At 43.0% G+C, this 24,975-nt stretch carries 13 protein-coding genes; 12 read left to right on the top strand and 1 reads right to left on the bottom strand.

The genetic code is table 11. The annotated features are described in order from the left end of the window. Positions 1–9 precede the first annotated feature (9 nt). The 12 genes from WFY05_RS19845 to WFY05_RS19790 all read left to right on the top strand — a co-directional run bounded on the left by WFY05_RS19845 (position 10) and on the right by WFY05_RS19790 (position 22,217). Complete coding sequence (locus WFY05_RS19845) at positions 10–3,432, top strand: glycosyl hydrolase (protein ID WP_340114674.1); 3,423 nt, start codon at positions 10–12, stop codon at positions 3,430–3,432. Between the two features lie 187 nt (positions 3,433–3,619). Beyond that, positions 3,620–5,074 carry a sialate O-acetylesterase gene (locus tag WFY05_RS19840; protein WP_340114673.1) on the top strand — a complete coding sequence of 485 codons (1,455 nt, stop codon included), beginning with the start codon at positions 3,620–3,622 and terminating at the stop codon, positions 5,072–5,074. 14 nt (positions 5,075–5,088) lie between these two features. Beyond that, on the top strand, positions 5,089–7,404 hold the full coding sequence (locus tag WFY05_RS19835; RefSeq protein WP_340114672.1) for a DUF5703 domain-containing protein: 2,316 nt from the start codon (positions 5,089–5,091) through the stop codon (positions 7,402–7,404). 1 nt (position 7,405) lies between these two features. Next, positions 7,406–8,647 (top strand): ribulose-bisphosphate carboxylase large subunit family protein, encoded by a 1,242-nt coding sequence (locus WFY05_RS19830; protein WP_340114671.1) that lies wholly within the window; start codon positions 7,406–7,408, stop codon positions 8,645–8,647. Positions 8,648–8,653: 6 nt separating this feature from the next. Then, entirely contained in the window at positions 8,654–10,045 is a 1,392-nt protein-coding gene (locus tag WFY05_RS19825) for a four-carbon acid sugar kinase family protein (RefSeq protein ID WP_340114670.1), read from the top strand. A gap of 5 nt (positions 10,046–10,050) precedes the next feature. Continuing rightward, positions 10,051–10,713 (top strand): aspartate/glutamate racemase family protein, encoded by a 663-nt coding sequence (locus tag WFY05_RS19820; protein ID WP_340114669.1) that lies wholly within the window; start codon positions 10,051–10,053, stop codon positions 10,711–10,713. Further along, positions 10,714–12,006, top strand: coding sequence for a bile acid:sodium symporter family protein (locus WFY05_RS19815; RefSeq protein ID WP_340114668.1), 1,293 nt, complete (start codon positions 10,714–10,716; stop codon positions 12,004–12,006). A 206-nt stretch (positions 12,007–12,212) separates the two neighbouring features. Beyond that, positions 12,213–14,996: a family 78 glycoside hydrolase catalytic domain gene (locus WFY05_RS19810; protein ID WP_340114667.1), complete on the top strand. Its 2,784-nt coding sequence runs from the start codon at positions 12,213–12,215 to the stop codon at positions 14,994–14,996. Between the two features lie 14 nt (positions 14,997–15,010). Further along, entirely contained in the window at positions 15,011–15,769 is a 759-nt protein-coding gene (locus tag WFY05_RS19805) for a VTC domain-containing protein (protein WP_340114666.1), read from the top strand. Next, positions 15,766–16,404: a DUF4956 domain-containing protein gene (locus WFY05_RS19800; protein WP_340114665.1), complete on the top strand. Its 639-nt coding sequence runs from the start codon at positions 15,766–15,768 to the stop codon at positions 16,402–16,404. The genes WFY05_RS19805 and WFY05_RS19800 overlap by 4 nt, the downstream gene beginning before the upstream one ends. Before the next feature lie 145 nt (positions 16,405–16,549). Continuing rightward, a complete protein-coding gene (locus WFY05_RS19795; protein ID WP_340114664.1) occupies positions 16,550–18,370 on the top strand; it encodes a BamA/OMP85 family outer membrane protein in 1,821 nt (606 codons plus the stop codon). A gap of 4 nt (positions 18,371–18,374) precedes the next feature. Continuing rightward, the gene (locus WFY05_RS19790; RefSeq protein ID WP_340114663.1) at positions 18,375–22,217 is read left to right on the top strand and encodes a translocation/assembly module TamB domain-containing protein; all 3,843 of its coding nucleotides are present in this window, start codon (positions 18,375–18,377) and stop codon (positions 22,215–22,217) included. An 8-nt stretch (positions 22,218–22,225) separates the two neighbouring features. Here WFY05_RS19790 and WFY05_RS19785 read toward each other — a convergent pair whose 3' ends face one another. Beyond that, complete coding sequence (locus tag WFY05_RS19785) at positions 22,226–24,967, bottom strand: chitobiase/beta-hexosaminidase C-terminal domain-containing protein (protein ID WP_340114662.1); 2,742 nt, start codon at positions 24,965–24,967, stop codon at positions 22,226–22,228. Between the last annotated feature and the right edge of the window lie 8 nt (positions 24,968–24,975).

Genomic DNA, 24,975 nt, shown 5'->3' with positions numbered 1-24,975 from the left:
ACAAAAGTCATGAATAAAGCCAAAATAACATACCTGATTTTATTCCTCAGTTTGCTTTTATCCGGATGCAGTAATCATTCGCAACAGGATCCGGAGGAATTTCAACCTTTGGCCAAGGCTGACGATACCAAGCCCTGGGTGTATTGGTTCCTGACGGATGCAAGCATTTCAAAAAAGGGAATTACCAGAGATCTGGAGGCGATGAAAGAAAACGGGATAGGTGGAGCTTTTTTATTTACCATTCGTGGGGCTGCCGAACCTTCCTTGTACGAACCGGTTACCGTGCAACTTACACCCGAATGGTGGGATATGATGAAATTTGCTGTTACCGAAGCTAACCGACTGGACGTAAAGCTCGGTATTCACGCTTGCGATGGATTTACAGCTGCCGGTGGTCCGTGGATCACGCCCGAACTTTCGATGCAAAAAGTGGTGTGGGCCGATACGATTGTCACAGGCGGGCAGCATTTCGAAGGGCAGCTTCCTCAACCTGAAAAAGTAGAAAATTACTACGAGGATATTGCCACATTCGCGTATCCTGCTTCGGCAGGAAGTGGCATTTCATCCTATAAAATAAAGCCAAAAATTACAACGAGTCTTCCCGATAAAGACGAATCTTTTTTAGCAATAAAAGGAAACACCGAAAACTTTACCAGTCGAGAGAAATGCTGGATTCAGTATGAATTCGAGAAGCCTTTTACCTGTCGTTCGATAACCTTGCAATCAGGATGGAATAACTACCAGGCCAATCGGCTGATCATAGAAACCAGTAACAACGGTGTAGATTTTAACCGTCATGGCCGACTGGATGAATATCGCCATGGTTGGGACGACCGTGGAGTAACAGTCACTCATTTAATTGAACCTGTTGAAGCTAAATATTTTCGTTTTGTTTTTGATCCCGAAGGGACCGAGCCGGGTGCCGAAGATTTGGATGATGCCAAATGGCGACCGCGTTTACGTGTTTCAGGCATTGAATTATCGGGTGAAGCAAAGATCCATCAGTTTGAAGGAAAGTCGGGGGCAGTTTGGCGAATTAGCAAGGCATCCAGTCAGGATTATTTACCGGAATCAGCTTGTGTTGATCCTGAAAAACTAATTGACATTAGTGATAAACTCGGATCAGATGAAATGCTATCGTGGAATGTTCCAGAGGGTGATTGGATAATCCTTCGTATGGGGCACACCTCAACCGGATCGACCAACTACATCGGTGGTGGAGGTGTTGGCCTGGAAGCCGACAAACTGAATCCGGAAGCTGTGAAAGTTCAGTTCGAAAACTGGTTCGATACCATTTACAATCACATGGGCGATCTGGCTGAAAATACAATTGAAGAATTATACAACGACAGCTGGGAATGCGGCAGTCAAAACTGGTCGCCGGTTTTCATTGATGAGTTCAAACAAAGGCGGGGATACGATTTAAGGCCATACCTCCCGGTTATGGCCGGTATCCCAATTAAAAATACTGATTTCTCAGAACAGCTACTGTACGATGTACGCACAACAATTGCTGAAATGTTAGTGGATAATTACCACGGAACCATGAAAAAACTGGCACACGAAAAAGGTGTTCGTTACAGTTCCGAAAGTGTGGCTCCGGTTTTTGTGAGCGATGGTATGTTGCACTTTAAAAATACCGATGCACCAACCGGGGAATTCTGGTTTCGCAGCCCTTCGCACGATAAACCCAACGATATTTTGGATGCAGTTTCAGGTGCACATGTTTATGGGAAAAAACTGGTTAGGGCAGAAGCGGGAACTGAAATTCGTTTGGATTGGGACGAACATCCGGGAATGCTAAAAACATTGTTCGACCGGAATTTTGCAATTGGCATAAATAAAATGATCTTTCATGTGTTTACGCACGATCCCTGGACCGATCGGGTGCCAGGTAAAACGCTGGGGGTGGTTGGTTCCTTTTTTCAGCCCAATCAAACCTGGTGGAAATCCGGGAAAGCATGGATTGAATACATCGAGAATTGTCAAACTCAATTGCAGCAGGGAATTCCGGTGGTTGACATTGCCGTTTTTACCGGAGAGGAAATTCCACGGCGAGCTGTTTTACCCGACCGGCTGGTGCCTGTTCTGCCCGGAATATTTGGCGAAGAGAAAGTACAGGCTGAAAAGCTGCGACTTAAAAACATTGGGCAGCCTTACCGCCAATTACCCAAAGGTGTAACTACCCTTGAGAACCTTGCTGATCCTGTTAACTGGATTGATCCGCTAAATGGATATTCGTACGATTCCTTTAATAAGGATGCCTTGTTAAATCTGGCTACGGTAAAAGATGGAAAAATCGTATTGCCGGGTGGAGCAAATTACTCGTTGTTTGTAGTTCCCGGTCAACGACGGATGAATCCTGAAGCGGGAATGAGTCTGGAAGTAGCTCAAAAACTTTTAAGCCTGGTTAAAGATGGTGCCATGATTTATTTTCAGGAGAAACCTGCAAAATTTTTAGGTGCTGAAGCGGATAAAAAAGCTTTTGAAGAGGTAATAAATGAATTATTCACTGAAGACAACCGCACAAATATTTCAGAAAACCTGAGCATCCATAAAATTGGTAAAGGGCAGGTGCTGACTGGTAAATTCGATTTGCCGTCGTTTGCAACGTTGAATATTGAAAAGGACTTTTTCGCCCTCGAAAATAACAAACAGGCAGAAAAACTGGCCTGGAATCACCGTTCTGTAGGCGAAAAAGAGATTTATTTTATTGCCAATCAAAAAGCTGAATCGCGTGATGTTGAGCTTTCTTTCAGAGTGAATGGAAAAGTTCCTGAATTCTATTTTCCTGTAAGTGGAGAAACAACATCCTGCAAGAATCGACGCATTGAAAACGGCAGAACAGTTATTCCGTTTCAGTTTGAAAGTAATGAATCAGTTTTTGTGCTTTTTGAAGAAGGGCTTATTGATTCAGAAATGACGGGAGGAAATAATAATCCGGAATTCGAACAACAACTTATTCTGGATAAAGATTGGCAGGTTGAGTTTGACAAAACACTCGGTGGACCTGAAAATCTTGTAGCATTTCATCAATTAAGCGACTGGAGTAAAGATCAAAACGATAAAATAAAATATTACTCAGGCACCGCGGTTTATCGGAAATCGTTTGAATGGAGTGGAAGCATTGAGAATGTTTTTCTGGATGTTGGAACAGTTTTCAATCTGGCAGAGATCAAGGTAAACGGTATCAATTGCGGAGTTGCATGGACTTCGCCTTATTGTGTTGATATTTCTAAAGGACTAAGAGAGGGTACCAACCAACTCGAGATCGCTGTAACAAATACCTGGGCCAATCGCTTAATGGGCGATCATGAATTGACGGAAGAAGACCGCATTACCTGGACAACCTGCGCGTACCGTTTAGAAGGAAATGAACTGTTGCCGGCAGGATTATTGGGACCGGTAATCGTAAAAAAGATTGTCCACTAATTTGGCGAATGAGAAAATGAAATATTGGAACAATGGATTTGTTGAAGGTGAAATGAATGGCTTTTTGTAAGTAACGCTTTTTTACCCCCGGCCCCTAAAGGGGAGTTGGGAAAGTCCCCTTTAGGGGATTTAGGGGTAATATTGCGAGAAATGCTTATTAATCCAAGATATTAAATAGAAAAGAAATATGAGTAGAATTATTAAACTAAAATTTGGAAAAAGGACACAAGTCTTGATCATGTTTTTTGTGTTCTGTTTGCTGGGATTTCAATCAAATGCCAAAGTAAAACTTCCGGCACTTTTTGCCGACCACATGGTGCTGCAACAACAGGCTGAAGTAGCCGTTTGGGGTTGGAGCGATCCAAACGCAAACATTGCGGTTAAAGGTTCGTGGAATGAAGAAACAGTTGAAACCAGGGCTGATAAAGACGGTAATTGGAAACTGATGCTTCAAACACCCGAGGCTGGTGGACCGTATGAACTGACCATTAGCGATGGAGAAGCCATTACCATAAATAATGTAATGATTGGCGAGGTGTGGATTTGTTCGGGGCAATCGAACATGGAAATGCCGATGAAGGGATTTCGCGGTCAGCCCGTTCAGGGATCAAACATGGACATTTTAAAGTCGGAAAATCACAATATCCGAATGATTACCGTACCTCGCAATGCGCAAACTACGCCGCAAGATAATTTTGAGGCAAAATGGAAAGAGGCAGACGCTGCAGCAGTCCGTAACTTTAGCGCCACCGGTTATCATTTTGGTAAATTATTGTACGAAATGCTCGATGTACCAATTGGCTTGATTGAAGTGAGTTGGGGCGGTTCCTGTATTCAGGCCTGGATGAGCAAAGAAACTTCTACTGCTTTTGAAGACAAGGGAATTCCGGCTCCAGGCGATTCAATATTGGTTGAAAACCGGACTCCAACCGTACTTTTTAATGGCATGGTAAATCCGGTAATCGGATATGGCATTAAAGGTTGTATATGGTACCAGGGCGAAACCAATTACCAGGAACCTGAAAGTTACCTGGAGTTGTTCCCAAAAATGGTGAAAGAGTGGCGAACCTTGTGGGGCATCGGTGAATTCCCGTTTTATTATGCTCAGATCGCTCCTTTCGATTATTCGGTTTTTACACCCGATGAACCAAAAGGTAAATACAATTCTGCTTATTTACGTGAAGCACAGTTAAAGGCGATGGATCTTATTCCAAACAGCGGCATGGCAGTATTAATGGATCTTGGTGAAGAAACATGCATTCATCCAAAACGGAAAAAAGAAGGCGGCGAACGTTTGGCGCTTTGGGCACTGGCAAAAACCTATGGCTTCCGCGATTTTAGTTATCAAAGCCCAAGCTATAATGCAATTGAAGTAAAAGGCAGCCAGGTGATTGTGTCGTTTAATAACGCGGCAAACGGATTAACTACTTTTGGAAAAGAACTGAGCGGATTTGAGATCGCCGGCGAGAACAAGGTATTCTATCCGGCCACTGCTTTCTTACGCACAAAATCAGTGATACTGTCATCACCTCGCGTGGAAAAACCGGTTGCTGTTCGCTACTGCTTCAAGGATTTTGAATTTGGTAACCTGTTTGGAACAGATGGTTTACCGGTTTCATCGTTCCGTTCGGATGATTGGTGATTTTTATAAATGGGATGAAAAACTTTCTGTACATACTATTTCTGATTATTCCCGCATTCTCGACGGGACAAACCTTGTTGCCTGAAAACTACAATGTGGTATGGAACAGCCAGAGTGTTAATTCTTCGGAATCAATGCCCTGCGGCGGAGGCGATATTGGCCTGAATGTTTGGGTAGAAAACGGAGATCTGCTTTTTTATATGGCACAAAGCGGCACTTTCGACGAAAACAACACCATGCCAAAACTGGGGCGGGTACGCATTCAGTGTGATCCGAATCCGTTTGATGGTGCGATTTTCCGACAGGAACTTCAACTCGAAAGAGGAAATGTTCTCATCACAGCCGAAAAAGATGGCGTAGAAACTAAGTTCGAAATTTGGGTCGATGTGTTTGATCCGGGCATTCATGTTGAGGCGGAAAGTGATGAGGCTATTGGTTTTCAGGCTTCCTACGAAAGCTGGCGGTATATGGACCATGAGCTTAGAAAATTTGAAAGTTTTCAGAATTCTTATAAATGGGCACCACTGGTTGGGCTGAAAACAAAAAAAGATGAAGTTGATTTTGAGGGAAATGCAGTACTTTTTTATCACCGAAACCGGGGTGAAACTGTGTTTGATGTTACGGTAAATCAGCAACAACTCGATGCCGTAAAAGACAGCCTTTTTAATCCACTTGAAAATCTCACTTTTGGAGGTTTCATGTGGGGTGAGAATTTGATTAAGGGTGGAACCTCTGATGGAAAGTACCTCCAAACAGAATACAAAAGCTGGAGCCTTAAAAGCAAAGAAGCGGCTAAAAAACATCACCTGAAAATTGTTTTGAATACCGGACAATTTGATACTGTAGATGGATGGAAAGCTGCTCTTGAAAGTCGTATTGAAAAAGAAAACAAGCAAAAAGATGCAAGAAAGTTGACGCTGGACTGGTGGCAGAATTACTGGCAACGAAGCTTTGTTTTTGTTCAACCCGAAAATGAGGATCGATCAAAGTCCGAATGGCAGGTAGGCCGAAATTACCAGTTGTTTCGTTATATGCTGGGATGTAATGCATACGGAAAGTACCCCACAAAATTCAATGGAGGCTTGTTTACAGTCGATCCGATTTTTACTAACGAAGAGCGTCCGTTCACTCCCGATTTCAGGAATTGGGGCGGCGGTACTTTTACGGCCCAGAACCAGCGCCTGGTATACTTTCCTATGCTCGCTTCCGGCGATTTCGATATGATGAAACCTCAACTGGAATTTTACCTTCGTCTTTTGAATAATGCAGAACTGCGAAGCAAGTATTACTGGGATCATGAAGGTGCCTGTTTTACCGAACAGATCGAGAACTTTGGCCTGCCAAATCCAAGTGAGTACGGTTGGAAACGACCAGAAAATTACGATCCTGGAATGATGTACAACGCCTGGCTCGAATACCAGTGGGACACTGCGCTTGAAATCTGCTGGATGGCTTTGCAATTGCACCAATATAATGGAATGGATATCACAGAATACATTCCATTGATTGAAAGTTGCCTGACCTTTTTCGACGAGCATTATCAGTATCTGGCGAGGCAGCGCGGTATAAAAGCACTCGATGAAAACGGAGATCTGGTATTGTACCCGGGATCGGCCTGCGAAACCTATAAAATGGCAACCAATGCCACTTCAACAATTGTTGCGCTAAAAAAAGTTGCCGAAGGACTGATTGAAATCGAAGATCAATATCCTGAGAAAATTGATACCACAAAATGGGAAGCTTTCCTTGAACGTATTCCTCCCATAAGTTTTCGTGAAATGAATGGTAAGAAAATGATCGCACCCGCAAAATTATGGGAGCGCATCAATAATACCGAGGCACCGCAACTGTACCCGGTTTATCCCTGGGGAATTTACGGGGTTGGAAAACCGGGATTGGATATGGCAAGAAATACCTACCTGTATGATCCCGATGTGATCAAATTCCAGGATCATCAAAGCTGGAAACAGTACAATATTTTTGCTGCGAGACTTGGGTTGAAAGATGAAGCCGTAAAATACACCTTATTAAAATTGCAGGATTCCGGCCGGCGTTTCCCCGCTTTTTGGGGGCCGGGTTTCGATTGGGTGCCCGACCATAACTGGGGCGGATCGGGAATGATCGGTGTTCAGGAGATGTTGCTGCAAACCAACGCCGATAAAATTTATCTTTTCCCGGCGTGGCCACCTGGTTGGGATGTGCATTTTAAACTGTATGCACCGGGCAATACAACAGTGGAAGCCGAACTCAAAAATGGAGAAGTTCGAATTATAGATGTTCAGCCTGAAACACGAAAAACAGATATTGAAATCCTGTTGAAACAAAACTAAGATGGAACGAATTATTGCAACATATTTGATAGAAACACCACATGATGTGGAGAAAGCAGCAACGGTGCTGGCCGGCGAACAGTCGAGCGGAACTTTTGTAGCCGTTCCCGGAGAAACCGATGAGCTGAAAACCCGTTTTGCTGCCCGGGTGGAGGAGATTGAACTGCTGGGAGATGTTTCGGAACCGAGCATGCCGGGTGACGATCTGGGATTTAGTACCTATCACCGTGCAAAGGTGAAAGTGTCGTGGTCGCTTGAGAATTTTGGATTCAATATTCCGGCGCTGGTTTCCACGGTGCAGGGGAATTTGTACGAGTTGCGCCAGTTTACCGGTTTAAAACTGGATGATCTGGAACTGCCTGTTTCTTTTTCGGAACATTTTGAGGGCCCGGTTTTTGGCATGCGAGGTACCAAAGACTTAGCAGGCGTGGGACCGGAACGACCGATGATCGGGACCATCATAAAACCCAGTGTGGGACTGACGCCGGAATATACGGCCGATTTGGTAAAAAAACTGGTAGAAGCCGGTATCGACTTTATAAAAGACGATGAGTTGATGACTTCAACGGCCAATTCAACTTTTGAAGTTCGGCTCAATAAAATCATGAAGGTGATCAATGCCCATGCCGACAAAACCGGTAAAAAAGTGATGTACGCTTTTAACATCACCGGCGATCTCGATACCATGAAAGCCAACTACGAGAAAGTAGTAAAAGCTGGTGGAACGTGTGCCATGGTTAGCATCAACAGTGTGGGATGGGCCGGCGTGAAAGAAGTTTGCAGTTGGGGGAAGTTATCTATTCACGGTCACCGTAACGGTTGGGGAATGATCAACCGCCACCCTTTGCTGGGGATTAATTTTCCGGCATACAATAAATTATGGCGAATGGCCGGAGTTGATCAGATGCACGTGAACGGCATTCAAAATAAATTTTGGGAATCAGACGATTCAGTGGTACGTTCCATAAAATCCTGTCACACGCCGTTTTTGAATAACGAAGCTGTTTTACCGGTGGTTTCATCGGGGCAGTGGGGCGAACAGGCTTTTGAAACCTGGCGACGAACAAAAACGACCGATCTGCTTTACATGGCCGGTGGCGGAATAATGGCACATCCTTCAGGACCAGCTGGCGGAGTGAAAGCCTTGCATCAGGCCTGGCAGGCTGCAGTTGACGGACTGACATTGGAACAAGCCGAAAAAGAATTCAAAGAGTTTGGTGAATCGGTGGCAAAGTTTGGGTAGCTAATAATGGAATTGACGAAAAACATACAACTGGCTTTTTATGGCGACGATTTTACGGGTTCGACCGACGCGATGGAGTTTTTGACCCGGGCCGGATTAAGAACGGTTTTGTTTCTGGAAAATCCTTCTTCGGAACAAATGGAGCGTTTTGGAAATCCTGAGGCGATCGGTATTGCCGGAATGACACGAGCTATGATTCCAAATGAAATGGAACAAACGCTTGCAAAGGCTTTTACGGAGTTGAAAAAGTTGAATCCACGCCATGTCCATTACAAGGTGTGTTCAACTTTTGATTCATCGCCTGAAATTGGCAACATAGGAACAGCCATTGAAACCGGGCAGAAAATATTCAAAAACGATTTCACGCCGGTGTTGGTGGCGGCACCACACCTGGGGCGTTACTCAGCTTTCGGGAACCTTTTTGCGCGAATGGGAATAGGCAGTCAGGGAAAGATTTTCCGCCTCGACCGGCATCCCTCAATGTGTGCACACCCGGTAACTCCGGCCACTGAAAGTGATTTACAAGTTCATTTAGGGCGTCAAACCCAGCTACCCATCGGATTGATTGATCTGGTCGATCTGCAAAATGAGGTTGATGAAATTCAGCAAAAGATAGATGTTGAGGTCAGTGCCGGCAAGCGAATTTTGTTTTTTGATGGCATCTGCGATGAACAGATGGCAAAGATCGGGGCGGTGATTGACCGACAAGTAATTGAAGAGCAGCCACTTTTTTCAGTAGGATCTTCAGGGATTGAAAAAGCTTTGGGCGATTACTGGGCCGACGAAAATCGATATCAACCTCGACAAAGCTGGACTGAGTTAAAAGCAAGTGGTCCGATGCTCGTGCTTTCCGGCAGTGTTTCTCCGGTAACTGCCGATCAGATCACCCGGGCTGTGGAAAGTGGTTTTGAAGAAATTGCCGTTGATGCATTGATCATGGATACGGATGATCCTGAAACGTTTATCACAGAATATCAGCAAAAAATAATTTCAGCATTCAAAAAGGGGCAAAGTGTTATTCTTCACACGTCAAAAGGACCTGATGATCCGCGTGTTCAGCAAATAAAAGAGCTGTTGGAAGGGAAAGGCTGGGATGAACAAACCCGACGTATTGAAACGTCTAAACGCTTTGGGAAAATTCTGGGGCAATCGGCGCGGAGAGCGTTAGAAGAGTTTCAGGTGAAACGAATGGTTATTGCCGGTGGAGATACATCGGGTTATGTGGCACGCGAACTGGGTATTGAAGCCGTGGAAATGATCGCGCCTGTGTTTCCGGGAGCGCCCGTGTGTAAGGCTTTTGCAAACGCATCTCCGGTTAATGGTATGGAAGTGAACCTGAAAGGCGGACAGGTAGGAGACGAGAATTATTTTATAAAGATTAAAAAATGGAAAATTTAAATATTATGGCAAAAACATTGGGTTTGATACATACTTCGGCAACACTGGTTCCGGTATTTCAGGAACTGACGGATAAATACCTTGCCGGAAAAGGATTAAAGATTTTTAATATTGCTGACGATAGCCTGATCAAAAATACGATTGAACGCGGCAAATTAACTCCCGATACGGCACGCAGGGTGGTGGGGCACGTGGCTTCGGCTGAAGAAGCCGGCGCGGATTTTATACTGGTTACCTGTTCTTCCATTGGGCCGGCTGTTGAAATGGCGGCAGAACTTGTTGATATTCCGGTTTTGCGTGTCGATCAGCCGATGGCAGACAAAGCCGTGCAGATGGGTAAAAAAATTGGCGTTGTGGCAACACTGTCGACAACCCTTGAACCCACCAGCGATTTGGTACGTCGTCGGGCGGTAGTGGCCGGGAAAGACATTGAACTGACTTCAAAATTGTGCGAAGGCGCTTTCGAAGCCTTAATGGGGGGCAAGCCGGAAGTACACGACGAAAAAGTGGCTACGGCACTTAAAGAGCTTTCGCAACAGGTAGATGTGATTTTATTGGCACAGGCCTCGATGGCACGCGTTGTCGACCAGTTAGCTGAAGAAGACAAAAAAGTACCCATTATTGCCAGTCCTGAACTGGCGGTGCAGCATCTTACTGAAATTTTATAAATGAAGGCGAAGCTGCAGAAAATAGCACTTTGGATTGGGCTGACAGCACTAGTGTTACTTGTTGTGGCATTTGTTTTATCGTTTACGGCAGTGGCAAAACCTTTGGCTGTTACTGCAGCGGTGGCAATCGCTTTTGGAATGGCATCTGTAAAAAGTTTACGCCCGTACCAATACACCGCCTGGATCATCGTAGCTATTGTTTGCGGAATGTTGTATCCATCGGCTTTTTTAAGCTGGGGAGAATTCGATCTGCGCAACAAATGGGTCATCATGTTTATCGTACAGTTGGTGATGTTTGGTATGGGAACACAAATGAGTTTTCGCGATTTTGGCCATATTAAAACCATGGGGAAAGGTGTTTTTGTAGGCGTACTCAGCCAGTTCACCATCATGCCCATTGTGGGATTTACACTGACCCGGATCTTTAATTTTGAACCCGAAATTTCTGCCGGAATTATTTTGATCGGTTCTTGCTCAAGTGGGCTGGCCTCGAATGTAATGGTTTACCTGGCTCGCGCGAACCTTACACTTTCAGTGACCTTAACTTCGGTAGCCACTTTGCTGGCTCCGATTATGACGCCTTTCTGGATGAAAGTTCTGGCGGGTACTTATGTTGAGGTGAAATTCTGGGATATGTTTGTGCAGATCATCCAGATTGTAATTGTACCGATTGGAGCAGCCATGTTGTACGACGTTTTTAATACCGGCTCCAGAAAATGGATAAAACGCGTAAACGCTGTTTTTGTGCTGTCGGTGTTATGGCTTATTGCTATTTCGCTTGGTTTCTGGAAGGTGCTTGAAGGTAATTTCGAATATGCCGGTTTAAAACTATTTGAATTATTATCATTTTTTGCTGGAGCTTTTGTGGTGGGAAAATTATATTATCTGGCCACGCAGTGCTGGGGAACGCTCCGTAATTTTATGCCAAAACTGTCGATGTTTGGAATCGTTTATTTCACCCTGGTAACCACAGCAGCCGCCCGCGAAAATATATTATCCATCGGTTTGCTGATGTTACTGGCTTCAGTCATGCACAATTCGCTGGGCTACACTTTTGGCTACGGATTAAGTCGATTGTTTGGGTTGGATAAAAACTCCTGCCGGACGGTAGCATTGGAGGTTGGTCTGCAAAACGGAGGAATGGCATCGGGGCTGGCAGGTGTAATGGGCAAACTGGCAACATTGGGTTTGGCAGCAGCTGTATTTAGTCCGTGGATGAACATTTCTGGATCGGTATTGGGAAATTACTGGCGAAAGAAAGCCGTAAGCGAAATACAGGAACAGGCCAACTGATTTTTTGAAGAGCTTAATCGATAAATGGTCTGCAAGCCCAATAAAAGCAGGTAAAAAGCAATATGTCAACTATTCAAAACATTTGTGATAGGAAAACTTTATACTTTAAATAATTTTGTAAAGGCAGGAATATGATTATTTCAAAAACAATAATCGTTACAGTACTTAGAACTGTTAACGGCGCTAACCTAAAAAAGAACCGTTCGATGAAAATGAATCGTATGCTAATCTTCTTTGCCTCCATGATTTTTTTACTGCAGTTTTCAGCGTGCAAAAAATCCGGCGAATTAAGCATACTTTCATCCTCGGTTAACCACATGGAGAATGCCACTGGTGTAGCTTCTGATTCTTTCTTTTTTAGTTGGAAATTGACTTCCTCAGAAAAGAATGTGTTGCAAACCGCATATCAGGTTCAGGTTTCAGAGCAAAGCGATTTTTCTGCGCCTGCCTGGGATTCGGGGAAAACTGAAAGTGATAAAAGCATTCTGGTTAATTACACCGGGCCAAAACTCAACAACGGACAAACGTATTTCTGGAGGGTAAAAACCTGGGACAATTACAACAATCAATCAAACTGGAGTGAAATAAGATCATTTACAACCGGACTTTTTACGGAACAGGATTGGAGTGGAGCAAAGTGGATTGCTTACGATGAACTACCTGAAGAAAAAAGAATTGTTCCCGGTATTCATCTTCCCGGAAAATCGTGGAGCGGAAAGGATCAGGGTTTACACAAATTACCGCTTTTGCGAAAAGAGTTTGAAGTGAAAGAAGGATTGAAACAAGCCCTTGTTTTTGTATCCGGACTTGGTCATTACGAAATGCGTTTAAACGGAGATAAATTGGGTGACCGCTTTATTTCACCCGGCTGGACCAATTACGACGAAACTATTTTATACAATACTTACGATTGCACCGAACAACTTCACTCCGGTAAAAATGCGGTGGGCATGATGCTCGGTAACGGTTTTTTTATTGTTCCCAACGAGCGCTACCGGAAAACCATGACGGCTTATGGAAATCCGATGATGATCATGAAGTTGAAATTGGTTTATCAGGATGGAAGTGAAGAAGATATCATTTCGGATAAAAGGTGGAAAACAGCACCCGGCCCGATAACCTTTTCGAGTATTTTTGGCGGCGAAAATTACGATGCCCGCCTTGAGCAGGCAGGCTGGGATGAAGCCGGATTTGATGAAAGTTCCTGGCACGATGTGATGGAGGTGGAACCCACCACCGATGTATTGCGTCCCGAAACCGATTACCCCGTGAAACTCACACAAGAATTACAGCCTCAAAAAATCACTAAGATTGAAGGTGCCGAAAACGCGTTCTTGTACGATTTTGGCCAAAATGCTTCAGGGATTTTTGAAATAAGCGTTGAAGGGAATGCGGGAGATTCCATTGTTCTAATACCTTCGGAACTGATATCGGAGGACAATACAGCAAATCAGCGAGCTACCGGTCGGCCCCACTATTATACCTACGTGCTTAAAGGTGATGGTGAAGAAACCTGGCGGCCACGATTTACCTATTACGGTTTTCGCTATATTCAGGTTGATGGTGGAATTCCGGCAAAAGATAATTCAAGTTCTGACCGGCCCAAAATTGTTAGTCTGAAAATGTTACACAACCGAAATGCTTCACCCGAAACGGGAAGTTTTCATACCTCTTTTGAACTTTTCAACCAAATTGATACCTTGATAAAATGGGCGATTCAAAGTAATTTTCAGAGCGTGCTCACCGACTGCCCGCACCGCGAAAAACTGGGCTGGCTCGAACAGTCTTTCCTTATGGGGGGCAGCGTGCATTATAATTTCGATATCTACAATGCATATTGTAAAATTGTTGATGACATGATTGAGGCACAAACGGCCGAAGGTTTGGTACCAACGATCGCTCCTGAATATGTCCTGTTCGATTTTGCCAACGGCGATTTCCGCGATTCGCCCGAGTGGGGAAGTGCAGCGGTGATTCTTCCATGGTTGATTTACAAATGGTACGGCGATTTGGAGCCGATGATAAAAGCCTGGCCGATGATGGAACGCTATGTAGCCTACCTCGAAAGCCGGTCTGAAAATCACATTGTCGATCATGGTTTGGGCGATTGGTACGATCTGGGGCCGGAACGACCGGGATTTCCGCAACTCACACCACGGTCGCTCACTGCAACGGCCATCTATTTTTACGATGTAAAACTGATGACGAAAATGGCCGCTTTGATCGGGAAGCAGGAAAAGGTGAATGAACTGGCCGATTGGGCATCAGAAATAAAAACAGCGTTTAATGCTAATTTTTTTAATCCTGAAACAAAAGTGTATTCTACCGGAAGCCAAACGGCTATTGCCATGCCGCTGGTAGTCGGTTTGGTGGAGGCCGAAAACCACGAAGCTGTTGTGCAAACTTTGGTAGAATCGATTCATAATTCCGATAACGCGTTGACTGCAGGAGATATCGGCTTTAATTACCTCGTAAAAGCACTCCAGAATAACGGGCAAGGTGAATTACTTTTCGAAATGAATGCCCGCAACGATGTTCCGGGCTATGGTTATCAGCTGAAAAAAGGTGCAACTGCACTCACCGAATCGTGGCCAGCGCTGGAAGTGGTTTCGAACAACCATTTGATGCTCGGACACATTATGGAATGGTTTTACAACGGACTTGGAGGCATCGGGCAAACTGAAAAGTCGGTGGCGTATAAGCAAGTTATAATTGAACCGCAGGTAGTTGGAGGGATCAAAAACACCGATACTTCCTTTGAAACGCCATACGGAACTGTGGTTTCATCATGGAAAGATGACAAAGAAACTTTCAGACTTGAGGTAAGTATTCCTGTAAATTCAGATGCAATTATTATCTTGCCGGCCAAAAACCGGGAAGAAATACTTCAGGACGGTGAAAAATTGCAGGAAGCAGACATTGAATATCAAAACAATAGTGCAACAATAAAAGTAGGTTCGGGATCGTATAGTATTGAAGTTAAAAAATAGACAGGAGTAATAATTTGGAACGAATTAAAGAAATAGCAGCTCAATTTGAGCCCGTTTCGCTGGAAGAAGCAGCAGCGGTGAAACTGATGAACCGTATCGATTGTAAATATTGGTTCCCATTTCAAAAACTTGAAGGACTGCTTCAACAACTTCAGGACGAATATTATATTTTGGAAATTGACGGCGAACGTTTGATGGAGTACAGGAACGATTATTTTGATACCGAAGATGATGTGTTCTACCTGAAACACCATAATATGCGGGTGAACAGGCACAAGGTTCGTTACCGTGAATACATTGTCAATCAGAAGAGTTTCCTGGAAGTAAAATTAAAAACACCCAAAAAGCGGGTAATAAAAACCCGGCTGGAATCGGAAAACAGCAATACCGGATTCTTTCAGCCCGAAGTCGATTTTTTGGAAGGATCACTGCCGTTGTCGTCAGAGGAACTCACAAAAAAACTCCATGTTCGATACACCCGAATGACACTGATCAACAAGAAAATGCAGGATCGGTGTACCATAGATATTGTGCCGGAGTTTCGGAATGAGCTGGGAAAAAAAACGATTCCGGGACTAGTAATTTTTGAATTAAAAAGAAGCCGAAACCTTAAACTGTCGCCTCTGCAAAATGTACTTCGCAGCATGCAGATCCGGCAGCGCGGACTTTCGAAATACTGCACCGGTCGCGCATTATTAGACGATACACTCAAACAAAACAGATTTAAAAGAAAACTGCTATTTTTGGAACGCAAACTAACTAATCAAGAATGAGTATTTTAACAATTTTCGATATCAATTCATTTACTACTGACCTTTTTCCTGAAGTTGTCATTCGTTTTGTATTTAATCTTCTTACAGCAGCACTGGTTGTTCTGTTGTATTCCCGAATGAGTAAAAAGAAAGAATTTTATTTCAGCTATATTGCCATTAGTGCGGCAGTATTTCTCTTGGTCTATCTTCTCGAGAATGTAAAGCTTGAACTGGGATTTGCGCTTGGGCTGTTTGCCATTTTTGGTATCATTCGCTACCGGACCGATACCATTCCGCCAAAAGAGATGACCTATTTGTTTGTCATCATCGCAGTGTCTGTAATCAATGCTTTAGCCAGGGACTACATTGGATACCTGGAGCTGATTTTGGTGAATCTAATGCTGATCGGCACTTTATGGATTCTTGAAAAGGCATTGATGTTGAGGCAGGTGGATTCGCTCGTAGTTGTTTACGAGAACATTGAAAATCTTCATCACAAAAAGGAAGAGGAATTGTTGAATGATCTGGAGATCAGAACAGGTATTAAAATAAAACGCTACCAGATTGAAAAGCTCGATTTTTTGCGCGATATAGCCATGATCACCATCTTTTTCGATGTTCGTGAGCAAAATTCAAAAAGAGAAGTCAATCAATAAAACAATTAGCGATCATATCAATCGATTATCCTTTTTTTCATTCTTGCTGAAAATCAGGTGAAACTCAATTTTGACCAAGTAATCCACCGACAAATTTTTAATTTATTCAATCCCTTGCTTATCTTTAACTGAACAAAAAAATAAGGTGAAACCTGTATTTCTTTTCATAGTTGTTTTAATTATTGCCCTTTCGGTATCAGGGCAGGAAGGTCTCATTATAGGCAAGATCAGCTTCGAAGGGAACAAGAGTATCAAAGCCTCACCCTTGCGCGATCAGATGATCATGGAGTCGAATTCGTGGTTCAAAGAAAAAATAATGGGTAAACAACCCGTTATTTATACTCAATCGCTATACAACCAGGACATCAACCGTTTGCGCATTTTTTATCAGATGGAAGGATTTTTAGACGTGAAGTTTTTGGCGCCTAATGTTAAGGTAAATGAAAAGAATAAGGTTGAACTTATCGTTCGGATTCAGGAACATGAACCTGTAATAATTTCCGGAATTACATTCGAAGTAGATTCGGCGCTTCAGTTGGAAAAAGCGTTGTTACCTCGTGAAGTTCGTAAAATGCAGTTGCAAATGGAGTCGGAAGCAGAAAAAATTTTCAGGGATGAATCAGTAAACTACGACCGGCGAGTCATTTCAGAAGTATTTTATAACCGCGGGTACCCCTATGCAAAAGTAGAGTCGGGCCTGAAGGTAGATACCACCGAAAATACAGCTGAAATTAACTGGAATATTGACCGCGGACCACTTTCTTATTTTGGTAAAACACTTGTTAGGGGCAATGAAAGAGTGCCCGACAAAAGCATATTACGCCAGGTAAATTACGAGGAAGGGGATTTGTGGTCGAAAAAGAAGATCGATCAGGCACAGGAACAAATCTATAACCAGGGAAATTACAGGGTAGCATCGGTGCGAACAGAGTTGCAAGCCAACAAACAAGACACACTTCCGATAACTATTACTGTTCGTGAAGCACCACGGTGGACTACCAGGTTTGGAGTGGGTTACGGAAGGGAAGATAAGTTCAGGGCTTATACCGATCTTCAGTACCTTAGTTTTTTAACAAACACCGGACGTCTGAATCTATTTGCCAAGCATTCCGGTCTGGAACCCTATAACATTTACCTTAAATTCTCGCAACCGTCTTTTCTGTTTTACTTTAATACCTTAACATTAAATCCGTATTTATTAAGGCAGAACGAACCCGGATTTCAACTTGATAAGCGTGGATTTACGGTTACTTTTCTGCAAAATTTTTCTAAAGCTCTTAGTACCTCAATCGGTTACATTTTCGAGGACGTCGACAATTACACTATCCACACAACAGATAGTAAAGATCAAACGGCTGACGAAACGTATTACAGTAAATCAGGATTTTCAGTGGGATTGGTTTACAATAACTCAGAGCCCATTCTTGATCCTGTGCACGGATATGTGATTTCCATGAATACCAAGACAAACGATCTCTTTGGACAAACGGAGATGCCTTTTGTTAGGGTGATTACTGAATTTAAAACATATGCGGGGATTACGAGAGGCGTTATTATGGCCATGAAAGTAAAAATGGGTGGGATTGTGCGGACTGATGAATACGATTATATACCTCCTGAAGAACGTTTTTTTGCAGGAGGTAGTTATTCGGTCAGGGGCTGGGCACGCAGTGAACTTGGTCCGAAAGACGAACTGGGAATCCCGGTGGGAGGGAACAGTCTGCTGGAAGGAAGTGCTGAGCTAAGGATTGATATTGGAAGGAAGTTCAAAGTGAGTCTTTTTACCGATGCCGGCAATGTATGGGAAAACTCTTTTAGTTATCATCTGAACGATCTGCACTATTCCTCCGGCGTTGGTTTTCATTATAAAACTCCGATTGGCCCGGCCGGACTGGAGTTTGCACGTCCGGTTTTTGACTCATTAACGAAGTGGCAGATTCATTTTAATATTGGTCACACATTTTAAACTTATGCGAAAAGTAGCAAAATACAGTTTTATTTTTTTGACAGGATTACTACTGATAATCCTGGTATTATCGCTGCTTACCCAAACAGCTTTTTTTAGGGAGAAAGTCAAAGAACGGCTAATTCTTGAAGCCGAAAGGCATCTTAACCTGAATTTGGAGATTGAAGAGTTAAACGGAAGTTTTTATCGGGATATTGAATTAGAACAGATAAGACTGATCGATGGGGAACATGAAGTGGCTAATTTTGCCTCAATCAGGTTGAAGTATAAACTACTTCCGCTTACAGCAGGAGAGCTTCATATCGACTCGTTGGTAATTAATGCTCCTGAAATCAAACTTTGGCAGGAAAAAGACAGTTCATGGAACATCGGTTCTTATTTTACCGCCACGGGTAATGAAAAGACTAAAAAACAAAAACCTTTTCCTTTAAGAATTAATTTACGAGCTGTTGCCATAAAGGGAGGGGGGGTATTTGTTACTGCTTTTTCTGAAACTATTCCCGAAAGGGTGGATAATCTCAACTTGCTTCTAAAAGCTGGAATCTCATCCGGTAAGCTTAGGATTAATCTGAAAGAATTGAACTTTACTACGCTGAATCCTTCTTTGGTTGTTAATGAAATAAGCGGCTTGTACGCTATGAATGATCAGGGTATTCAAATTGACAGTTTCAGGGTACGAACTGAACAGTCGGCGTTAAATACCGATGGTACATACAAGGCATTAGAAAATATGAATGCCGATGTTGATGCTTCGCGAATTGATAAGGATGAACTTACCATTTTCATCCCTGGATTAAAGCTGTTGTGTTCACCAAGTTTGCAAACCCGGTTCGAAACTGAAAACGATAAATTAGTGGCATCGATACAACTTCAACATGAAGAAGAAGTGATAAATGCTGATATTGAACTTGGCCCCATGTCGCAGTTAGTTAGTAACAAAGGGCCAATTCCGTATACTGTGCAGTTGCTTTTTAAGGATTTCAGTGTTGAACACTGGCTGGAGGTTGAAAATATTGAAACACTGTTGGAAGGTAGTGTTGATCTGGACGGAAAGAATATGCTTGATCCACAGTCTTTTACGCATGTAAAAGCCAACTTAAGCAACTCTGAATACAATTCAGTGAAGTTTAAAACCTTAACCATGGATGGTACCTGGCAAAGCGATAACATAAATGGTAAACTTGCGTTGACTTCCGATTTTGGGAATTTGTCAACTGAAGGAGAAGTTAAAGAGGTAACTTCAAACCAAATATACTCACTTGATATTTTTGCAGATCAGTTCAATGTTTCGGCCTTTTTCCCGGTAATGGAACAAACTGTAGTTAATGGTCTGATTAAAGCCGATGGTCGGGGATTTAATTTTAAAGATATGTCTGCCCTTGCTGATCTCCATTTGACGAAAAGCAGCATATATAACTTATCAGTCGATAGTCTTACGTCGTCTTTATCGTGGCAAAAAAGCAATATTCAGGTGGATACACTCGAAATTTTCGCTCCGGGTATCGATGCCGGAGCAAAAGGAGAATTTAATATCGATTCACTTACTCTGGATGTAAACGCCGTTGCAGATATTGATTCTTTATGGCTGATAAAACATTGGGTAGAGTTGCCTTTATCCTTCGATTCCGTATCTGCTTTTGCACGTGTTCATGGACCAGTAAACCAATTAAACATTCAGGGCAAAGCTGATGTATTTGACGCCTTGGGTTATAATGCCAGTTTGAGAACGACCTATGCTTCTTACGAAGTGAACATTCATCCTGATTCCTTAAAGGTGTCCGTCGAAGCGGTAAGTGGTGGAGTGGAGTATGCGCAAATACCGCTTGATTCTGTTACTGTTGATATGGAATACATGAACAATAAACTTGATTTAACAGCCGGTATCAGCGTACAAGACACATTGGATTTAGCTATTACAACCAGCTTTTTGCTTGGAGATACGATGGTGTTCAGCGTTTCAAACCTTGAGGCAAACACAATGTTATCAAATTATTTTCTAAAAGATTCTACGAAAGCTACACTTTATGGTATGGATAAAATTGAGTTGGACAGCTTTTTGCTGCTCGACAGAAATGCACCTGAATTTCTGTTAAGTGCCAATGGGAAAATTTCTACTGCCGACACCAATTCAATTCACCTGGAACTATCTGATCTTAATCTCGGGCAATTTAATCGCTTCATCTCTTCTAAAGATACGTTTAGAGGTATTTTGGATGCCGATTTAGATCTTAAAGGTACGGCACGCGATCCCATTCTTTCAACTACTTTCGAAGTTCAGGACCCGGGCTACGGTGTTTATGATTTTACTTCCATTAAAGGGGAAATCAATTATCTTAATCAGCAAGGAGAAATTCATCTGGAGATTCCGGAACTCGGCGAAGGTTTTTATGCCAATGCTTCATCCTATTTCGATGCTTATATGGATTCGTTGAAATTTATTTATTCGGAACCTGATTCATTTAATGCAGAGCTGAATTTTGGTGATATTAGAATAGGAGAGCATTTCTCCGAGTTTATTCCTAACGACAGTTTGAGAGGGGTGATTAATGCAAACTTAAGAGCCAGTGGCGATTTTAATAGTCCGCAAATTTACGGTAACATCAATCTCGACAAGGTAAAGTACCAAAACAAACAACTTGGTCTCGATTTTACTGATCTAAAGACCTCTGTATTATTTGACGGGAACAAGGTAAGTATCGATACCATTTTTATTCAGCAGAAAAACGGTTTGATCTCTGTGAGTGGAGATCTTGAATTTGACTCGACCATTGTAAAAGGTAATATCATATCGTCAACACTGGAAGCCGATGCCAATAACTTCTTAATTGCCAGGAACAAAAGTTTCGAGGTTTTAATTGATGCAAATACTTTCCTGAAAACGGGTAGAGACCATCCCGAGTTTGGAGGCCACATTACTGTGCTTCGGTCCGACGTGTATTTGCCAGCCCTTTTCAAAGGTGGCTTTCAGGATACTGAAGATGATGTCCCCATGCTGGTGGAGGCGCTGCAAAGTAGCGAGGATACGATGATTGTACTGGATAGTTTACAAATTAAAAAGAAAAATGACTTAGCCGATCTCTTTAATAATATAACAGGTCGGTTGCGGGTTGAAATTCCCCGAAATACATGGTTAAGAAGTGCTGATATGCGTCTGGAACTTAACGGAGATGTGGATGTAGTAAAACGTGGCCCTTATTTCGAATTGTTCGGCGAGATTGAAATTATGAGAGGTCATTACATTCTATACGGCAAAAAACTGAACATCAAAAAGAGCCAGATAATTTTTAACGGAGGAGAAGAGTTTGATCCGACGCTCAACTTTACCGCACAATATGTTTTTAGGGGACAGGACCGTGAAAAACGGTACCTCGATCTGCTGGTGACCGGAACACTTGAAGAGCCAAATATAAGTTTCAGACTCGATGATACAGAAGTAACGGAGAATGACGGAGTGTCAGTATTGTTGTTTGGAACTACTGCAGACAACATAGGTTTTGGTGAACAAAACGGACTGATAGCATCGGTAGGTTCAAACGCAGTAGCAAGTTTAATTACTTCGCAACTCAGCAGAACAATCGGTACTCAGCTAAACCTGGATATGATTGAAGTTACAGCTACCGAGAGCTGGCAAAGCGCTGCTTTTGTGGTAGGGAAATACATTACCAACGACATTTTTGTAATTTACGAACGAGGTTTTGGTGAAGCTGAAGGAGACGAGATCACACCTGAAACCTTTACCGTGGAATATGAACTCAACGACAAATTATTCCTTCGTCTGCAAAGTGGGAGCTCTAAAACGTCGGGAGCAGATGTTATCCTCAAGTTTGAACAGAATAATAAAAAGTAAGTTGATTTTTATCTATCTGCCTTTCTAATAAGTTTTCCCGAATATACCTGTTCTTCAACCTGTACACGGTAAATGTAAATTCCTCTATCTATTTTTTTCGGATTCCACAAAACTTCATTATATCCTTCTGTTTTATACCCGCTATACACTTTTTCAATCCAGTTTCCATCAACCGAGTAAACGTCAACTTCCACCTGTCCTGCCGAATTTTGATTGAAATAAATCCGTGTTGATTCAGTAAAAGGATTTGGGTAAGCTCCACTTTTTGGCTCCCGGTTATCGGCAATAAAACCGGCATCGGTTACCAGGTCGAATACTGCCGTGGTAATTGGCGACCATTCACTGCCCGATATTGCACGTGCTTTAACAATTTGTGCCGATTCAATCGGAACTTCGCCGGTGTACAACTGAGCCTGTTCCGAAATTGCCGATGTGATCTGTTCGCGCGGATCGCTGCCATTGGTGGTGTAATAAATATCGCCGTAATTGGTGGTCATACCAAGTGTTACAGCTTGTTGCAGTTCACCTCCCTTGTGGCTAAAAACAGGCGCTTCAATATTCGGGAACAAGCCCAAATTGCGAAATTGCTGCAGCACAATGTCGGTCCGGTACGGGAAATAATTATTGATCAGATCCTGATTGCGTTTTAGCCAGTGGTCATTTCGGGTATATAATGTACGAACACCGTCGGAAGGAGACACGTCTTTTCGGTAGTCGCCCCAACGAGCCGATTCAGCGATGATCGCCAGGTCGATTTCGTTGCTAAGTTCAGTATAGCGTTCAATGGCAGCTTCAGGCGTTAACGGGCCGCCGTTAAAAAAATTCTTTTGAATCAAATCGGCAAACAACATTCTAAAGTCTTCGTTGCCTTGCAGCTTGTTGTAATAACCACTTGGATTTTCATCGTTGTTCTCATCGGCATTGTTGTAATTAAGATCGGTCATCGATGTTTCGGCATCCCAGGTAAAAAAGCGAAACCCGGCATCGTTGGTTACGCGGTTTCTGGCCGCAATCCAGTTGTTGTGGTCCCAGTCTTCATTCCCGATATAAATGTTGTACTGCATGTATCCGGCCAGGTTTTCCACATCGAGCAAATTGTCGTAGGCAAGATTTGTCGTTCCATCGGGATTTTTCCCTTGTACTTTTTGATAATTTGTATTGTCGGAAAGCCCGTTGCTTGAAAACTGATAGAGGTTGCTCCAGGCTGTCCAGAAACCGTCTACTTGTCCTCCGTGGTCTTTAATTACATCAAAGTCATCTTCGTCACCATCCAGGTACGATTCCATAAAATCGTTGGTGAGTTTTTCTGAGACATTGTACATTCCCCAATACAATCCATTTAAATAAAGGTGAACAAACTTCTCGTGTGCTGAAACCTGTCCTATGGCGCGTTGTGTAACTTTCGTAAACGGATCTTGAAGATACTGTGCATTTGAACGTTGTTCAGGTGCATTTTTTAACCACGAGTAATTGTAACCGGCCCGAAGTACGAGTGCATTGAATTCGTCTGTTGCAGTTGGTTCTTCATAAAAATTGTACTTTAGTTTTGAAGGGCCGTACTGGCTTCTGAATGAAATACGGAACGAGTGTTTTGGACTGTTTTCGGGAATACGACTATTGCCGCCATGCAAACGCAATCCGCAATTTACCTGGAATTGTTTGCCCGTTTCGGGGTCGTAATATTCTACAGAAACCGGTCTTTCCCAGGTGCTTCCTGCGCCTCCTTCTCCCGAATTTCCCGTAAAAATGTATATACCCCCGGTGTCTTCGTCTTTCTCGTGCGAGAACAGATTGCGGATGTCCGTTACGATCGAAAGCGTGGGGATCGATGTCAACGCATCTTCCATTAGATCTTTGTATTCGCTGCTGTTGCAGATTTCGGGATCCATTTCGTAATCAGCCGGTGCAAATCCTGAACTGAATTTTAGCGGGCTCCAGTTATCCGGATATCCGTCCGGATTGTTGGATTGCTTTACAATTTCTTCAATAAAGAAATAGGTGTGTGAAACAATGGCACTTTCAGTACCTCCCGAACTTATTGTTATTGCACTAAGCGGTGTAGTGGTATTAATGCTTACCGGACCGTTGTACAAAGTACCGGTGGTGGCTGAAGGACGTGTTCCGTTTGTGGTGTAGTAAATTTTGTCGTTACTGTTTATCGGCGAAAGCGATACCTGAAACGGCGAATCGTAAAAGCCGCGAGAATGACTAAATCGGGGTACCTGTACAAGATTGCCTTCAATGTTTTCGGCACCCGGTGTAGGACGGTCGAAAAATACAAGCTGTCCTTCGTAAATTCCATAAGAAATGTCTTCCTGCTGAGGAGGAAATTCGTTGCCAAACGAATGCGAAATAGTTGTACCATCGGTTTCAACGAGTGCTAAAAATTCGCCCGAAGCCGAGAGTTTGAAGTTAGTATGCAGCTCGCTGTTCGGATCATCGCGCTTTTTATCGGAAGCAAAAACAAGCAAATATTCGCCTGCACCAAGTGTAATCGACGGGAAATCCCATTTTTGAAGATTATCAGCTTTATCTGTGAGGTACCAGTTTTTCAGATTAATGGCTTCATCGCCCGGATTATAAAGTTCGATCCAGTCGGGATAATCTCCGTCTTCGTCGGCAATCGTAGTGGAGTTGCTGGCCATAAATTCATTGATCAGAATCTTTCTGCTTTCCGCATAAATATTCAGCGTAGTAAGAATCAGCAGGACAGTTACCCACCCTGTTTTATGGAGATAGTTGTATTTCATTTTTAGAT

This window comes from Maribellus mangrovi (assembly GCF_037646455.1).
Lineage (GTDB): Bacteria > Bacteroidota > Bacteroidia > Bacteroidales > Prolixibacteraceae > Draconibacterium > Draconibacterium mangrovi_A.
Note: the sequence above shows the minus strand (reverse complement) of the source record. Positions and strands in the feature narration are given on the sequence as shown.

Excerpts from the sequence above, each read along its gene's own strand:
- WFY05_RS19845 (WP_340114674.1), top strand. The coding sequence starts at position 10 with ATGAATAAAGCCAAAATAACATACCTGATTTTATTCCTCAGTTTGCTT.
- WFY05_RS19840 (WP_340114673.1), top strand. The coding sequence starts at position 3,620 with ATGAGTAGAATTATTAAACTAAAATTTGGAAAAAGGACACAAGTCTTG.
- WFY05_RS19835 (WP_340114672.1), top strand. The coding sequence starts at position 5,089 with ATGAAAAACTTTCTGTACATACTATTTCTGATTATTCCCGCATTCTCG.
- WFY05_RS19830 (WP_340114671.1), top strand. The coding sequence starts at position 7,406 with ATGGAACGAATTATTGCAACATATTTGATAGAAACACCACATGATGTG.
- WFY05_RS19825 (WP_340114670.1), top strand. The coding sequence starts at position 8,654 with ATGGAATTGACGAAAAACATACAACTGGCTTTTTATGGCGACGATTTT.
- WFY05_RS19820 (WP_340114669.1), top strand. The coding sequence starts at position 10,051 with ATGGCAAAAACATTGGGTTTGATACATACTTCGGCAACACTGGTTCCG.
- WFY05_RS19815 (WP_340114668.1), top strand. The coding sequence starts at position 10,714 with ATGAAGGCGAAGCTGCAGAAAATAGCACTTTGGATTGGGCTGACAGCA.
- WFY05_RS19810 (WP_340114667.1), top strand. The coding sequence starts at position 12,213 with ATGAAAATGAATCGTATGCTAATCTTCTTTGCCTCCATGATTTTTTTA.
- WFY05_RS19800 (WP_340114665.1), top strand. The coding sequence starts at position 15,766 with ATGAGTATTTTAACAATTTTCGATATCAATTCATTTACTACTGACCTT.
- WFY05_RS19790 (WP_340114663.1), top strand. The coding sequence starts at position 18,375 with ATGCGAAAAGTAGCAAAATACAGTTTTATTTTTTTGACAGGATTACTA.
- WFY05_RS19785 (WP_340114662.1), bottom strand. The coding sequence starts at position 24,967 with ATGAAATACAACTATCTCCATAAAACAGGGTGGGTAACTGTCCTGCTG.